Annotated in this window: 16 protein-coding genes, 1 tRNA gene and 1 pseudogene; 9 read left to right on the top strand and 9 right to left on the bottom strand. The window is 49.9% G+C overall.

Features of this window, described 5'->3' with window-relative positions; translation table 11 throughout:
• Positions 1-160: 160 nt before the first annotated feature.
• Together AKG43_RS00960 and AKG43_RS00955 are read right to left on the bottom strand one after the other, a co-directional pair.
• Positions 161-1,042: a cation diffusion facilitator family transporter gene (locus AKG43_RS00960; protein WP_054598710.1), complete on the bottom strand. Its 882-nt coding sequence runs from the start codon at positions 1,040-1,042 to the stop codon at positions 161-163.
• Positions 1,043-1,308: 266 nt separating this feature from the next.
• Entirely contained in the window at positions 1,309-2,010 is a 702-nt protein-coding gene (locus AKG43_RS00955) for a hypothetical protein (RefSeq protein ID WP_054598709.1), read from the bottom strand.
• 339 nt (positions 2,011-2,349) lie between these two features.
• Here AKG43_RS00955 and ubiB point away from each other — a divergent pair, with 339 nt between their 5' ends.
• Positions 2,350-3,861 carry a ubiquinone biosynthesis regulatory protein kinase UbiB gene (ubiB, locus tag AKG43_RS00950; protein ID WP_054598844.1) on the top strand — a complete coding sequence of 504 codons (1,512 nt, stop codon included), beginning with the start codon at positions 2,350-2,352 and terminating at the stop codon, positions 3,859-3,861.
• 128 nt (positions 3,862-3,989) lie between these two features.
• On the opposite strand, the gene pheA is transcribed toward ubiB, so the two are convergent.
• The 6 genes from pheA to AKG43_RS00920 form a co-directional block, all read right to left on the bottom strand.
• A complete protein-coding gene (gene pheA, locus AKG43_RS00945) occupies positions 3,990-5,072 on the bottom strand; it encodes a prephenate dehydratase (RefSeq protein WP_054598708.1) in 1,083 nt (360 codons plus the stop codon).
• A 158-nt stretch (positions 5,073-5,230) separates the two neighbouring features.
• The gene (locus AKG43_RS00940; RefSeq protein WP_231718076.1) at positions 5,231-6,460 is read right to left on the bottom strand and encodes a multidrug effflux MFS transporter; all 1,230 of its coding nucleotides are present in this window, start codon (positions 6,458-6,460) and stop codon (positions 5,231-5,233) included.
• A 508-nt stretch (positions 6,461-6,968) separates the two neighbouring features.
• Complete coding sequence (locus AKG43_RS00935; protein WP_054598706.1) at positions 6,969-7,175, bottom strand: hypothetical protein; 207 nt, start codon at positions 7,173-7,175, stop codon at positions 6,969-6,971.
• A gap of 457 nt (positions 7,176-7,632) precedes the next feature.
• Complete coding sequence (locus tag AKG43_RS00930) at positions 7,633-7,953, bottom strand: rhodanese-like domain-containing protein (RefSeq protein WP_054598705.1); 321 nt, start codon at positions 7,951-7,953, stop codon at positions 7,633-7,635.
• Positions 7,954-8,052: 99 nt separating this feature from the next.
• Positions 8,053-8,709: a protein-L-isoaspartate O-methyltransferase gene (locus AKG43_RS00925; RefSeq protein WP_054598704.1), complete on the bottom strand. Its 657-nt coding sequence runs from the start codon at positions 8,707-8,709 to the stop codon at positions 8,053-8,055.
• Positions 8,710-8,875: 166 nt separating this feature from the next.
• Positions 8,876-9,364, bottom strand: coding sequence for a GAF domain-containing protein (locus tag AKG43_RS00920; protein ID WP_054598843.1), 489 nt, complete (start codon positions 9,362-9,364; stop codon positions 8,876-8,878).
• Positions 9,365-9,588: 224 nt separating this feature from the next.
• Here AKG43_RS00920 and tpiA point away from each other — a divergent pair, with 224 nt between their 5' ends.
• From tpiA to AKG43_RS00900, 4 genes are all read left to right on the top strand, one after another.
• A complete protein-coding gene (tpiA, locus tag AKG43_RS00915; protein ID WP_054598703.1) occupies positions 9,589-10,344 on the top strand; it encodes a triose-phosphate isomerase in 756 nt (251 codons plus the stop codon).
• Positions 10,345-10,349: 5 nt separating this feature from the next.
• A complete protein-coding gene (gene secG / locus AKG43_RS00910) occupies positions 10,350-10,703 on the top strand; it encodes a preprotein translocase subunit SecG (protein ID WP_054598702.1) in 354 nt (117 codons plus the stop codon).
• Between the two features lie 73 nt (positions 10,704-10,776).
• Positions 10,777-10,862, top strand: a tRNA-Leu gene (locus AKG43_RS00905).
• Between the two features lie 184 nt (positions 10,863-11,046).
• Complete coding sequence (locus tag AKG43_RS00900) at positions 11,047-11,601, top strand: DNA-3-methyladenine glycosylase I (protein ID WP_054598701.1); 555 nt, start codon at positions 11,047-11,049, stop codon at positions 11,599-11,601.
• 136 nt (positions 11,602-11,737) lie between these two features.
• On the opposite strand, the gene AKG43_RS00895 is transcribed toward AKG43_RS00900, so the two are convergent.
• Complete coding sequence (locus tag AKG43_RS00895) at positions 11,738-12,049, bottom strand: PepSY domain-containing protein (protein WP_054598700.1); 312 nt, start codon at positions 12,047-12,049, stop codon at positions 11,738-11,740.
• Positions 12,050-12,176: 127 nt separating this feature from the next.
• On the opposite strand from AKG43_RS00895, the gene AKG43_RS00890 reads away from it, so the two are divergent.
• The 4 genes and pseudogenes from AKG43_RS00890 to AKG43_RS00875 all read left to right on the top strand — a co-directional run.
• Positions 12,177-13,385: an MFS transporter gene (locus AKG43_RS00890; RefSeq protein WP_054598699.1), complete on the top strand. Its 1,209-nt coding sequence runs from the start codon at positions 12,177-12,179 to the stop codon at positions 13,383-13,385.
• A 371-nt stretch (positions 13,386-13,756) separates the two neighbouring features.
• The gene (locus AKG43_RS00885) at positions 13,757-14,335 is read left to right on the top strand and encodes a DUF4126 domain-containing protein (protein ID WP_054598698.1); all 579 of its coding nucleotides are present in this window, start codon (positions 13,757-13,759) and stop codon (positions 14,333-14,335) included.
• A gap of 91 nt (positions 14,336-14,426) precedes the next feature.
• Positions 14,427-14,921, top strand: coding sequence for a transcription elongation factor GreB (gene greB / locus AKG43_RS00880; protein ID WP_054598697.1), 495 nt, complete (start codon positions 14,427-14,429; stop codon positions 14,919-14,921).
• A gap of 233 nt (positions 14,922-15,154) precedes the next feature.
• Positions 15,155-15,484 (top strand): annotated as a pseudogene (locus tag AKG43_RS00875) (IS1595 family transposase); the annotation flags it as partial.

The raw sequence follows: 15,484 nt of genomic DNA, 5'->3' as shown, positions 1-15,484 counted from the left end.
TTAAAAAATAATAAAGACAAGTATGATAAAGAAAAATCAGAATATCGTCAGGAAGAATATCGTTGGAAAGATGTGCTGACCGCCATGCCTTTCAGACGGCCTGTTCAACCGCCCCGCCCTCTGTTGCATGAATGCCGGTTCAGTATCGGGCAAGCCTTGCCTAAACAGGGTCGGTATGCACCAACACATCCGCCTCGGCAAACAAAGCCTTCACTTTTGCCGCCGCCGCTTTGGCAATATCGTGCGATGCCGAGAGCGTCATTTGCGCGTCCAAATCAATATGCAGCTGCACAAAAACCATGCCGCCCGAACGGCGTGTTTTCAAATCATGCACCCCTTGTATCTCGGGCAGGGACAACACCGCCGAACGCACCGCTTGCACTTCCTGCGCCGAAAGCGAGTGATCCATCAGCGTGTTAACCGCCTCCCTGCCGATGTCGAACGCACTTTTCAAAATCCATAACGACAACAATAAGGCAGGCCAGCCGTCTGCCGCATACCAACCGTAGGCAGCCAGCACCAAGCCTGCCAGCACCACCGCATTCGACAACAAATCGGTTACATAATGCAGCCTGTCTGCCGCTATCGCCTGCGAAGCCTGCCGTCGCAACACATACCGCTGAAACAGCACCAAAGCCGAAGTCAGCACCAACGACACCACCATCACGGCAATCCCCCAAGCCGTATGCTGCAAAGGCTCGGGGTTCATCAGCCGGTTAAGCGCATTGAGCAGCAAAAATACCGCCGAACCGCCGATAAAGGCCGCTTGCGCCAATGCCGACAAACCTTCGGCCTTGCCGTGCCCGAACGTGTGCTTTTCGTCGGCAGGCCGCAAAGCCAAACGCACGGCAAACAGATTAAGCACGCTGGCCAGCAAATCGGTAAGCGAATCGGTAAAACCGGCCAAAATACTCACCGACCCGCTGAGCAGCCATGCCGAAGCTTTCAACAACACCAGCACAAGCGCCGTTGCAGTAGAAGCATAGGTGGCCGACTTCAACAAGCGTTCGCGGTCGGCAGAAGGGGCGGCAGCAGGTTTCATGGCAGTTTTCTCTTGATAAAAAAGGATACAGTCGATCAACTTAAAAATACTACACTCGTCATACCCGGGCTTCACCCGAGTATCGCCTGAATTTGCTGAAAATCAAGATATCCGGGGCAAGCCCGGGTATAACGGCTTCGTTATGAAATTTAAGCGGATTAACTATACGATACGGCCCGATTAAAACAAAAGCCGTCTGAACGGTTTTCAGACGGCCTGATCTGCCGATGGTTCCGGCACGGCAAATATCTGGGAAATTAAGCAGATTAATTGATTTTGTCGATCTGATAGCTGATTTTATCTACTCTGCCGTTTCTGTTGTTGGTAACCAATAAGGTGCGCGGAATAAACACTTGCGCGCCGGGCAGATAATGGCCGTCGAAATCTTGAACGATATCAAGCGTGCCGGCTTCATTGTTCATGGCAAGCCTGCATTGGGCGTGCTGTGCGCCGCCTTTTAATCCGCTATGCAGGGCTTGGGCGGGTTGAAGAGCGCCCAAACGGCATTGCTCTTTTAAGAATATCCGGCCGTTGCTGTCTAACAATACCGCCGAACTTTGAAAGTCTCCCCCCTGAGTGCTCCATTGCACCGGCGGCGGCGTGATTTCGATGTTTTGAGTAATGAAAGAGCCTTCGTCCATACGCCAACGCAGCTCCCAGTGGTTGAGCAGAATCAGGCTTTTGGCATCGGGGCGGCCTTTAACGGAACTGGTTTTGTTTTTGAGATGACTGTGCGCCGATGAAAACATTTTTACGTTGGAAAATTTGTCGATTTGGCGGCTGAGTTGGATATTGCCGTCCTGATTGTTTTGCTCGGCAATGCTGTATGTGATTTTTTTAATGCGCTGCTCGGGCTTGCCGATTTCGTAATGGTTTGCCATTACAAGCAGTTGTTTGTCGATATTATCGGCAGCCGATACTGCCAGCGGCACACCCGATAACAAAAGAGCAAGAAAAATGGTACGCATTTTGAATCATCCTGAATGAATTGTCTGTTCCGCTTTGAGGCCGTCTGAACGTTTTTTCAGACGGCCTCATGAGCTGTCCGTTCAAAGCGGCGTCTAAAACACCACGGCATCAACCGCTTGAGGCGGCCGGCGCAGGTATATTATCCGTTTCACCGCGGATGGGAATATACCGTAAATCCCGTTAGCTTTCCAATCTGCCGGTCGTCTGAACCCCTCCCCGCTTTTAAGCCCCCGTCGGCACAACCGCCCCGCTTCCAAACAGATTTCGGCATATTGCGTGTATAACCCGAAGCGTTCATGCTTTATAATCTCTTTTTTTATGCCGTCCGAACAACCATGATGAAATGGCTTAAACGCACCAAAACCATCGCCCAAACCGTTTACCGCTTCGGCCTTGCCGAGCTGGTTTCCGGCCATATCCGCCAAAGCTGGCTGCGGGCGGTGTTCGACAAAATACCGCAGTCTGCCGAAACGAAAAACGAACCGCTGCCCGTGCGCTTGCGCTTGGCACTGGAAAACTTGGGGCCGATTTTTGTGAAATTCGGGCAGGTACTTTCCACCCGCCCCGACCTCATTCCTCCCGCTTATGCACAAGAGCTGGCCAAGCTGCAAGACCGTGTGCCGCCTTTTGATGCCGAACTTTCGCGCCGCCAGATCGAGGCTTCGCTCGGCCATTCCATCGAAACGCTTTACGCCGAATTTGAAACCCGTCCCGTAGCCAGCGCCTCGATTGCACAAGTACACAAAGCGCGCCTGCACAGCGGCGAACAGGTTGCGGTAAAAGTATTGCGCCCCAATCTCTTGCCGGTTATCGAACAGGATTTGGCCCTATTGCGCTTCGGTGCCGGCTGGGTGGAACGCCTGTTCGCCGACGGCAAACGCCTGAAGCCGCGCGAGGTAGTGGCCGAATTCGACAAATACCTGCACGACGAACTCGACCTGATGCGCGAGGCAGCCAATGCCAGCCAACTCGGCCGCAACTTTCAAAACAGCAGCATGTTGATCGTGCCGAAAGTGTTTTACGACTATTGCAGCCGCGACGTGCTCACCATCGAATGGATGGACGGCACGCCCGTTGCCGACATTGCCGCGCTCAAAGCCAAAGGCATCGACTTGAAACAGCTTGCCCGCTACGGCGTGGAAATTTTCTTCACCCAAGTGTTCCGCAACGGCTTTTTCCATGCCGATATGCACCCGGGCAATATTCTCGTTGCCGACGACGGCCGTTATATTGCGCTGGATTTCGGCATTGTCGGCAGCCTTACCGACTACGACAAACGCTATCTGGCCATCAACTTTTTAGCGTTTTTCAACCGCGATTACCACCGCGTGGCCACCGCCCACATCGAATCGGGCTGGGTGCCCGCCGATACCCGCGCCGAAGAACTGGAATCCGCTGTGCGCGCGGTGTGCGAACCGATTTTCAACAAGCCGCTGTCGCAAATCTCTTTCGGCTTGGTGTTGATGCGCCTGTTTGAAACCAGCCGCCGCTTCAACGTGGAAATCCAGCCCCAGCTTGTGCTGCTGCAAAAAACCCTGTTAAACATCGAAGGCTTGGGCCGCCAACTCGACCCCGATTTGGATTTGTGGGCCACCGCCAAGCCGTTTCTCACCCAATGGATGGCCGAGCAAGTCGGGCCGAAAGCCTTTTTCAACAATCTGAAAAACGAAGCACCCGATTGGGCGCAAATCCTGCCCGCCCTGCCGCGCAAACTGAATATGCTGGTTGATGAAAACCGCCAGCAGGAGATGCGCGATGCCTATATCCATCTGGTGAAAATCCAACAGCAGCAAAGCCTGTGGCTGGCGGTGATAGCGGTTGCTTTGGTATTGACCTTGTTATTCAAATAACCGCCCGAAACCTTTTGCCCGCATCTTGTGCAGATATTTCTGCCCGCTCAAAAAAAGAAACCTAATCATCCCAAGCCGCAATCCGGCCTGAAATGATTAGGTTTTTTTATGCTGCGGAGCAACCGTTTCTACAAAACCGCCAACGGATACGCACCGATCACTTTCACAAACGAAGCCCGTTCGGCCAACTGAGCCAAGGCCGTCTGAACGTTCGGGTCGTCTTTATGGCCTTCAATGTCGATAAAGAAAAGATAATCCCACAATCCGGAACGGCTGGGACGGCTTTCGAATTTGGTCATGGAAATACCCAATTCGGTAAAAGGCTTGAGCAGCGCATTAACCGCACCGGCCTTATTGGGCGTCGATACCACCAGCGAGGTTTTGTCGCGCCCCGTCGGCGTGGTGGTTTGGTGTCCCAACACCAGAAAACGGGTGGTATTGTTGGGTTCGTCTTCAATACTGTCGGCCACTTTGGTTAAGCGGTAAATCTCGGCAGCGGTTTGCCCGGCGATTGCGGCCACACCTTCCTCTTGCGTTTCGGCAGCCAAGCGCGCGGCTTCGGCATTGCTGGATACGGAAATACGCACCGCATCGGGAAGGTTGCGGTTCAACCATTCATGGCATTGCGCCAATGCTTGGGCATGGGCATACACTTTGGTGATGCCGCGGATATCGCTGCCGTTTTTGCGCAACAGGTGGTGGTGGATGCGCAAAACCACTTCTCCGCAGGCTTTCAACGGCGTAACCGACAATAAATCCAAGGCACGGCCCACGCTGCCTTCGGTCGAATTTTCAACCGGCGTAACCACATAATCGGCCTGACGGGCTTCTACCAAACGGAAACCTTCGTCGATAGTCGTGCAGGCTTGCGTGCGGGCGGCATGACCGAAATGTTTAACCGCCGCCTGTTGGGTAAATGTGCCCGCCGGGCCGAGATAAGTGATGGTTAGCGGGCGTTCAACCGCCAAACACTCGCTCATTACTTCGCGAAACAGCCGCGTAACCGCTTCATCGGGCAGCGGCCCTTGGTTTAAATCTTGAATCCGTCGCAAAACCGCCGCTTCCCGTTCCGGACGGTACACCGTACCCGTTCCTTTTAATTCTCCAATCGCACGCGCATGTCCGGCGCGCTCGTTGAGCAGGCGCAGAATGGTGGCATCTATTTCATCAATCGCATTGCGGTGCGGCAGCAGTTTATCGTCGGCAGTCATTATTCTTATCCGTATCGGCAAAATGATGGGAAGCTGATTTTAACATTATTCGCCTATAAGTTATCAGGCCGTCTGAAAATAGCGGATCACCGCTGTCGAAATCGTTCGGCGGCAACGCCAACCCATATTTTCAGACGGCCTCAAGCCCGCAACATTCATCACAACATCTTGCCGCCGCGGTTTTCCAACCAAGCATCACGCGAGCACAGCCACAACAGAATAACGCCCATCATCGTACACACCAGCATCATCCCCGCCATAACCAGCGCCGTACCGTTGTGCAGCCAAGTCGTAAGCATACCCATAACCGCTCCGATTACCGACTGGCACACCCCCAGCACCGCATTGGCGCTGCCGCCCTCTTTTCGGAAATACTCCATAAAGCATGCTTGGGTGTTAGCGGTAATCAACCCCTGCGTACCTACCGACACCACAACGAATCCCACCAAAAGCCACATATGCGGCAGCTTCAACCACCACACCGATGCAAACATCAAAGCATTGGCAATAAGTTGCACGGCAATACCCCATTTCAAAATATCCTGAGCATGCGTACCGTTTTTCAAGCGCCATGCCGTAACACGGTTAAACAGCGCCATCGTTATGATGTTCATACCGAAAACCCACGCATAAGCATGTGCCGAAACACCATACAGCTCCATATAAACAAACGATGATTCGGTTAAAAAAACAAACATCGAAGAAAAACTGAAGGCTTGGAAAAACAGATAACCCAAGGCAGGCTTGGTGGACAATACACTTTTATAACGCCCTAACACCACCGGAAAAATACGTCCGTCTATACGGCCGGTTTCTTTCGGCTTCGCCAAACAGATATAAAGCAAACACCACACGGCCGCAGCATAAACGCCTAAAAAAACAAAAATAGCACGCCAACCGCCCAAACTTTTCAAGGCCGCTCCCAGCATCGGCGCCAACAGAGGCGCGGCCATCATGATAATGCCGATCAAGGCAAACATTTGCGCGGCCTGACGGCCCTCGTAATGATCGCGCACCGTCGCCCCCACAACCACCACAGCCATCCCCGCACCAAAGGCTTGCAGCAACCTCAGCAGCAGCAATTGCTCCACCGTTTGAACCGCCGCCAACCCGGCAACACTGATTAAATAAACCACCAAACCCAGCAATGCAATGATGCGGCGGCCTTTAATATCCGAAAGCGAACCGCCCACAATCTGCCCCGCCGCCACGCCGAACAAAAAAGCACTCAAACTCTGCTCGATACGGTGGATATCCGCCCCCAAACTCTTCGCCATATCGGGAATCGCGGGCAGATAAGTATCGATAGACAAAGGCATCAGAGCCACCAGCGAAGCCAGCAGAAAAGCCATCTGCCTTTCGTTAAGCACAGGAGGAGTCAGGGGCATAACACAATCTTTCCAACAAGAAATCAATATAATAAACCAAGCCACCCGAAGGCGGCTTGGTAGTCGTGCGGCAAATAAATTCACTTGGTTACGGGAGAGCACAACACACTTGCACCCGATATCCGCCAACCTCATCGGTTATCGGCACACGGGATATCCGCTTCACGCACAAGTGCGGCACGCATGGTTTTTCAATCAATTAGCCGTATGTATTATACAACGCAGCAACATGATGCGTGAAACCGCCTTTGCGAAAGCATACTCTAACGCTCAGGAAAAGAACCCAAACAGAGACCTTTGCGCCCATCATACGATAAACAAGCGCACGGGCAGCATACGAAGCAATAACGCACTGCAAACGGAGTTTCGGCAAAATGCTTAAACCGTAAAAAAACCTGCCGCAAATGCGGCAGGTTGGCTTTCAGACAAAGGAACTTGCGAATAAACGGCACACATACAGCTTAAAGCATTCAAACCGTTATTCCGAAGCCCCCTGTTTCGCGGCCGTTTATTTCACAACACCGCTTGCGATATTCACACCGGAAGCATCCAGCGGAGTAGCCGTTGCTGTGGTTTTATCTGCACTTTTGGTTTTAGCTGCTTTTGAAGCAGATACTTTGGTCTCGCCCGGCTTTTTAATGGTTTGTTCGGCCGGAGCAGCAGTTACGGCAGCAGACATGGCAGCCAGCGATAAAATTAAAGCAAACTTTTTCATTTGTATATCCTTATAAAATCAATAAAATAAAATCAATAAAACACCATGTTCGAAAACATGTGCTTGTGAGAAAGAATCGACAAAGAAAAGTTCATCGGGCCGGATGGCAGCCGGTTAAAAAATATTAAGTTGATTCAATGCCATAAAAATAAAACCACTCTACCGGAAACATCCTTCCGAACCGCCGCCTTACCGTATGGCTTTTTTTCAGACGGCATCCCTATTTGGCGTGCAACCCATATTTCATTGATAAAAAACTGCAAACCGTTTCAACATTAAACATCGCTTGGCACAAGCTTCACAGAATTTTTCCCGCCGATATCGGCCGATGCAGGGAAGCAATGCGAAAAAAATGCCGCTTAAGCGGCAAAAATCTGTTCGGCACAGGCCGAGTTTCTCGGCTCGGATTCCGATATCAAACATTACGCCGGTCAATGATGCGTGCCGACGCCTACGGTCAGTAGCGCGGCGTTTCCGAATCCACCAAAACCGACCAAGCATCAATCCCGCCCTGCAGGTTATACAGCTGCTCGAACCCGGCTTCCGCCAAATACATGGCCGTATGCAGGCTGCGGATGCCGTGATGGCAATACACCACAATCGGCACATCGTCGGGCAACTCGTTATAACGCATGGGAATCAGATTCATCGGAATATGGGTATGGCCGGGTAAAGCACACAAATCCACTTCTTCGTCGGTACGCACATCGAGCAGCACAAACTGCATGCCCTCGTCCAACCATTGCTTTAACTCGATAGGAGAAATTTGCGGAATCATTTTCGGTTCACTTTCCACCCGTTTGCTCTACGGATTTCTGTTGTCTCAAAATAATAAGGCCGTCTGAAAAAGCTTTTTCAGACGGCCTGATCGTCAAGCTTAAAAATTAAATTTTGCAGAAGGCGATAAAGTCGGCGTTTTCAATCCGGGGATATAAGTGTCAAACAGCACTTCTTCACTAAACGAATCGCCGTTGCGCGTAATCAGCAAAGCACGCTGAACCGGTGCTTCACCCACCACCACAACCATGCGTCCGCCGTTACTCAGCTGGTTTTTCAACGCTTCCGGCACTTCGGGCACGGCTCCGCCGATATATACCGCATCAAAAGGCGATTGCCCCGACACGCCCGCCAAACCGTCGCCAACCTGATAAATGATTTTATTGAAACCCAATTTATCCAATACCGCTTTGGCACGTTGCTGCTGCTGTTCGTCAACATCCACGGTAACCACATTGGCACTGAGTTTGCTCAATAAGGCCGCCGTATAACCCGACCCCGTACCGACTTCCAACACCTTGTCGTCCGCCTTCAAAGCCAGCCCCTGAATCAGGCGGGCCACGATTTTAGGCTCCAACATGCTGCCGCCGTTGGGCAGCGGCAACGTTTTATCCGCATAAGCATAAGCCTGCTGCGATTGGTCAACAAAATATTCGCGCGGAACTTCGCTCAACGCATCCAAAACATCGAAGTCCAACACATCCCAAGGGCGGATTTGTTGCTCTACCATATTGAAACGTGCCTGATCAAAATTCATTCCGTGCTCCGTGATTATTTTATTCGGTGTGGTTAACTGCACTCCCGGCCGCATCGCCCGAGAAAGCATGGTTTATCAACTAAAAATATAAATATACAGCCCAATCAAATACAGCGCATGATTATAATGGTTTTCCCCGCAGTATAACAGTATTTTTCAGACGGCCTCAGGCTTGGTTGTCGGCAATCATTTCCGCCAGCCTGCCCAAATAATATTCATCCGTACTGTCGAAACAGGCGGTGGTTTCCGCATCGGCATCCAACACCGCAATCAACCTGCCCGATTGGTTTTTCACCGGCACGACAATTTCCGACTGCGACAAAGACGAACAGGCAATATGATCAGGATGCCGGTTAACGTCTTCCACCACAATCGTCTGCCCCTGCGCCCAAGCCTGACCGCACACGCCCCTGCCGAAAGGAATACGCGTACACGCCAACGGCCCCTGAAACGGCCCGAGTACCAATTCGCGCTTTGTCTCATCTGCAAGATAAAAACCCACCCACAACCAACCGAATGCCGCTTTCAATACCGCAGCAATATTGGCCAAATTCGCAATCAAATCGGTTTCATCCCCAATCAGGCTCTCAATCTGAGGCAGAATTTCCTGATAAATTTCCGCCTTATCCGTACTTTCTATATGAAGCTCGTGCATGTCGTTTGATTCCATACCAATCCATTAAAACAAACAGCATTGTCAGGCCAAGCCGTTTACACGGTCAAGTCTGCCGCCCCCTTACGCAAAATACCAAATAAAATTTCTATAAAATTCAATAAAAACACACATCCTTTTCATTTTCTCTACATATTAAACCGCCACACACCCTGTCAATGTGCGTTAAAATCAAAACATTCTGGAAGTAAATAAAGGACCAAATCATGTGGGATAAAAAATGGGTTATCGGCAACTGGAAAATGAACGGCCGCCTGCAAAACAATAATGCTTTAATGCACCGTTTCCGCATTATGCCCACAGCAGACCGGGTCGTCATCGGCTTGGCCGCTCCCACCGTATATCTGCTCCAGCTGCACAACGCCATGCAGATTGTGCTGAACAACCGCATTCTTACCTGCGCGCAAGATGTCAGCCGCTTTCCCAACAACGGCGCCTACACCGGCGAAGTATCCGCCGACATGATGGCCGACATCGGCGTCGATATCGTATTGATCGGGCACTCCGAACGAAGCCTGTATTTCGGTGAAAAGAACGAAATCCAGCGTCAAAAAATGGTCAACGTATTAAACGTCGGTTTGACTCCCCTTTTGTGTGTCGGCGAAAGCTTGGAAGAGCGCGAAGCAGGCCGCGAACAGGAAATCATCGCCCACCAACTTTCCATTTTAGAAGGGCTTGACACCAAAAACATCGCCGTAGCTTACGAACCCGTGTGGGCCATCGGCACAGGCAAAGTTGCCACAACCGACCAAATTGCCGCCATGCACGCATTTATTCACAAACAAATCTTGTCATTGTGCGGCAACGATGTTAATATTCGCATCCTTTACGGCGGAAGCGTCAACGCAAACAATGCAGCAGACATTTTCGCCGTGCCCTATGTAGACGGCGCATTAGTAGGCGGAGCCTCGTTATCATACGATTCATTTACCGCCATTATCGATGCCGCACAAGATTCGTAAAGATTATGGAAGCTTTTAAAACCGTTATTTGGATTATCAATATCTTCTCCGCCTTGGCAGTTATCGTGCTGGTTTTGATGCAGCATGGCAAAGGCGCAGACGCAGGTGCCACATTCGGTTCTGGAAGCGGTAGCGCACAAGGCGTATTCGGCTCAGGCGGCAATGCCAACTTTTTAAGCCGCAGCACCGCCATAGCAGCAACCATTTTCTTTGCCACCTGCATGGCCATGGTTTACACCAATACCCATAGCAGCAAGCACGGATTGGATTTCAGCACGGTACAGCAAAGCACTCCTGCTCCGGTACAAACCCTTCCTGCGGACAATACACAGCAAACACCTGCATCTCCTGCAAAATAAATACTTGTTTGGTTAACTTTTAGTTAATCCATACAACAAATTTAATTTAAATTGAAAAAATTATAAGTTTTATGCCGACATGGTGGAATTGGTAGACACGCTATCTTGAGGGGGTAGTGACCCTAGGTCGTTCGAGTTCAAGTCTCGATGTCGGCACCATCAAAAAAACAGCCCGATTTTCGGGCTGTTTTTTTACATCCCCACTAATATGGTTACTTTAACAACCGGCTTATAAATTTTATCTTTACTTCAACAAGCTATAACAAAAAATGCAGCTTACCGAAACTATTTCTGCTATATTTTTCCCGGCTTCTCTGTTAGTTATTATCGAGGCCGTCTGAGTATGGATTATTGTGATTTTGCCAACACGCTACCGAATGATACAGGCAATCCGAACAAGCATTACCACGATCATGTTTACGGCTTTCCCGTCTGCAGTGACAACGAGTTATTTGAACGTTTGGTATTGGAAATCAATCAAGCGGGGCTGAGCTGGACGTTAATCTTAAAGAAACAAAAAGCTTTTCAGACGGCTTATTCAGGTTTCGATATTTCTGCGGTTGCCGCTTATGACGATGCCGACCGTACCCGCTTATTGAATGATGTGGGTATTATCCGTAACCGTTTGAAAATTGATGCGGCCATTTATAATGCACGGCAGCTGTTAATCTTACGGCAGAAATACGGTTCTTTCCGCAATTGGCTGGATCAGCACCACCCTCGAAGTCTGCCCGAATGGACAAAGCTTTTTAAAAAGCATTTCAAATTTGTCGGCGGGGAAATCGTAAACGAATTTTTGATGAGTACGGGTTATCTGCAAGGCGCTCATAAAGAGAACTGCCCTATTTACGGTAAGGTTTTGGCGCAAAAGCCCAAATGGGCAGAATATGGCAAATAAAGCTGTTTTTGATACAAGGCAATAAAGCGCAGCAACGCCGTATCAGAAATAAAGTTTATTTGCTATAAACAAAAAAGCGGCCTGAAAAGCGTTATACTTTCAGGCCGTAAACCAGTTGTGAAACGAAGGGAATAAATCAATAGTCGATACGTGAAGAGAGGATTCTGCCGTTTTTGGCATCCACTACCACGTCGTATTCTTGACCGCCTTTGGTAATCAGCTCGACATCATAATGTGCTCCGCGGTGGCGGCTCATATCGAAATCAACTTCTTTGATAAATGCACCGGGAAATTTTTTCAAAGCGGCGTTAGCGGCAGCATCGTGCGTGATGTATTTACCCGGATTTTGCTGCAGGTAGTAATCGTCGCTATCGGCCATAGCAGGTGCGGCGGCAATCATAAAGGCAGAGGCCAACAAAGCAGCGATGGTTTTGTTTAATTTCAACATAGTAAGCATCCTTTTCAATGATTTAGTGAGTTTAAGCAGGGGAACTCGGCTCCCTATGCTTGGCATTCTAAACAGGGACAGTTAGGTAAAAATTAGCCGGCCAGAAAATTTAACGGGGTGTTGCATAATGCAGAATCAAGGCGATGAGGAAACATTAGCGCGGCAAGTGCCTTTGTTGTTGCGCTTGGCGGTTGCGGTAACCGGGCTTTCTGCTTTTTTACAGGTTTATTCCTTACAAGCCATTTTGCCCTTATTGGTTCGGGATTTGGCGGCAACTGAAGTGCAGGCCGGGCTTTCGGTAGGAGCAACCGTTTTGGGCGTGGCCATGATGTCGCCTTTTATGGGGATGTTGTCGGATGCGGTCGGACGAAAAATATTTATTGTCGGTTCTCTGTTGTTTCTTGCCATACCCACCGCACTTTTGGCCGGCGTGCAGACAATCGGGCAAATGATGTTGCTGCGCTTTTTACAGGGTGTGGCTGTGCCGGGCATTACGGTAGTGCTGATCGCCTACATCGGGGAGGAATTCGACGGCAAAGCAATGACACGGCTGATGTCGCTTTATGTGGCGGGAACGGTATTAGGCGGCTTTCTCGGGCGTTTTATTCTCGGCCATTTAAGCGAAATCATCGGATGGCGCGCAGCGTTTTATGCAATGGCGCTTCTGGCTGTGCTTAGTGCGTTTTTTATCGGCAAACAGTTGCCTGCCTCGCAAAAGTTCACAGCCAAGCCGCATTTTCAGACGGCCTTACACACCTTGTCGAACCACCTGAAAAACCGCTATGTGATTGCGGCATGCCTGCTCGGAGCGTGCGTATTGTGCTCGTTGGTGGGCTGCTTTACCTATATAAATCTGTATCTTGCCGAAGCACCCTATTCGCTCGACAGCGGCGGCTTGGCCAATCTTTTTTCCGTATATCTGATCGGCATGGTGATTACGCCTTTGTCGTCCAAACTGATAACCCGTTTCGGCAGCGCCCGCACGATTATGCTGGCCATTGCCGCCTCGGCGGTGGGCGTAGCCGGCACATTATTTGCCCCGCTTCCCGTTATTATTGCCGCGTTGGTTTTGATGTCTTCCGGCGTATTTATTACTCAGGCCGCCACCATCAGCTATATTGCGGCCAACGTGAGGGAAGGCCGCTCGCTTGCCTCCGGATTGTATTACATGGCTTATTACGGCGGCGGCACCCTGGGCGCGTGGCTGTGCGGTTTGGCTTACTCACGATACGGCTGGACGGGCGTAGTGTGCGTTCTGCTGTCGGTTCAGGCTGCGGCCGTAATGGTTACGGTAAAAGGCATGTTGAGGCCGTCTGAAAAGTTTAACTGCTTATAGCCCCCTGATATATTTTCATCACAAAGCAGCAAGCCGCAAACGGCACAGGTAGAACGAAACCGATTCTGTCGCCGCGTTACTTTTGCGGCAAAATCGTTCTCTTTAAGCTACGGCGCGGCAAGAATGTGTTGTGAGACTATAAGCGATTAAACTTTTCAGACGGCCTTCGGTCAACGATATACGGCTATCAAAAACAGCCCGAAACCTTTCCCATCTGATGTGTATTTCTGTGTTTTTAGCCTATTCTGTAACGTCTTCAACAAAACATGAACAGGCCGGTTATTTTGCGCCGACCATACCTGAACATGCCTTTCATACCATCATAACGTGATGGTAAAGTGTGATTTCTTTTTAATATCTCTGAAAACATCATGAACTTCGATACCATTCTCAGCATTGCGCTCGGCATAGGTTTGGCAGCCGGCACAGGCTTCCGCGTATTTCTTCCTTTATTTGCCCTTAGTGTTTCCGCCTATTTCGGTGTATGGCCGCTCAATGAAAACTGGCAATGGCTGGCCAGCACCAACGCTTTGATTATCTTAGGCATTGCTGCCATTACTGAATCATTAAGCTACCTGATTCCTTTTGTAGACAACCTGCTCGACACCATTGCCGTTCCTCTGGCCGGTTTGGCGGGCACGGCGGTTATGGCCTCCACTGCCGCCGATTTAAGCCCGGCGGTTACTTGGGCTTTGGCCATCATTGCAGGCGGCGGTGCTGCGGCAGCGATAAAAAGCACCAATGCCGTTACCCGTGCGGCCAGTACCGCCACTACCGGCGGCTTGGCCAACCCGGTATTTTCAATTATCGAAACAGGCATTGCCGTGGTGATGAGCATATTAAGCCTGTTTGTACCTATTTTGGCAGTATTTGTAGTATTAATGGTGGCATTTTGGCTCTACCGCAAATACACACGCTATCAACGCAACCGTCGGCAGGTGGTCGGTTAGCTCAAACCAATCAAAAGAATGGCAAAGGCCGTCTGAAAAACCTTCTGATGAGTTAAAATAACGCCTTCAGATATTCAGACGGCCTTAAACCATGAGTACGGATATTCAAAAAAACTACATCACCCCCACAGGTTGGCAGGCGTTGAAAGACGAGCTGTACAACCTCGTTAACAAAGAACGCCCCGAAATCGTACAGATTGTCAACTGGGCGGCCGGCAACGGCGACCGTAGTGAAAACGGCGACTACCTTTACGGTAAACGCCGCATGCGCGAAATAGACCGGCGCATCCGCTTTCTAACCAAACGTTTGGAAGCAGCGCATGTGGTTGACCCCGAAACCCGCGAAGCGACGGATCAGGTGTTTTTCGGTGCAACAGTAGAACTTTTGCGCGGCGACGGCAGCGAACAGATTGTGAGAATTGTCGGTATCGATGAAATCGACACAGCAAAAAACAAAATATCGTGGATTTCTCCGCTCGCCCGCTGCTTAATCAAAGCCAGAGAGGGCGACGAAGTGGTGCTGAACGGCCCTGAAGGTCGCGAAGTAATCGAAATACTTTCGGTAGAATATGTGCGGATAGAATAAAGCAGCTAATAAATTCAGCCAACTTAAAAAACAATGTATTCATTATAGTCAATTAACTTAATTTTAATGCAAAGGCGCAACACCGTAGCAAAACTTAAGTGGATTGACTTTATACCTTTTGTATCAATATGCCTGCTGTAATAAAAGATACCCGATAAAAAAACCCGATCTTCAACCGGATCGGTTTTTTTTTAGGGGCTGACGTAGATTAGCAGTCATGATAGGCTGCCAAAATGAAGATAACCCACTGTAAGTTAAAGAAGAGTCTGCAAAGAAAACTGCTTGAATATTTTGTATTGGAAGTAACCGCACGTTCTGCTGCCGATATCTTGGGTATTCAGCCCAATACGGCTATTCTCTTCTACCGTAAAATCCGTCTTGTTATCAGCCATCATTTGGCTTTGGAAGCAGATCAGGTTTTTGAGGGCACTATAGAATTGGATGAGAGCTATTTCGGCGGTAAGCGTAAAGGAAAGCGCGGTAGGGGAGCAGCAGGTAAAGTGGTGGCTTTCGGTATCCTTAAACGTGGAGGTAAGGTTTATACGGTTGTAGTGAATAATGCC

Source organism: Neisseria sp. 74A18, from assembly GCF_001308005.1.
In the GTDB taxonomy this organism is placed as follows: Bacteria; Pseudomonadota; Gammaproteobacteria; order Burkholderiales; family Neisseriaceae; genus Neisseria; species Neisseria dumasiana.
This window is presented reverse-complemented; position numbering and strand designations above follow the sequence as displayed.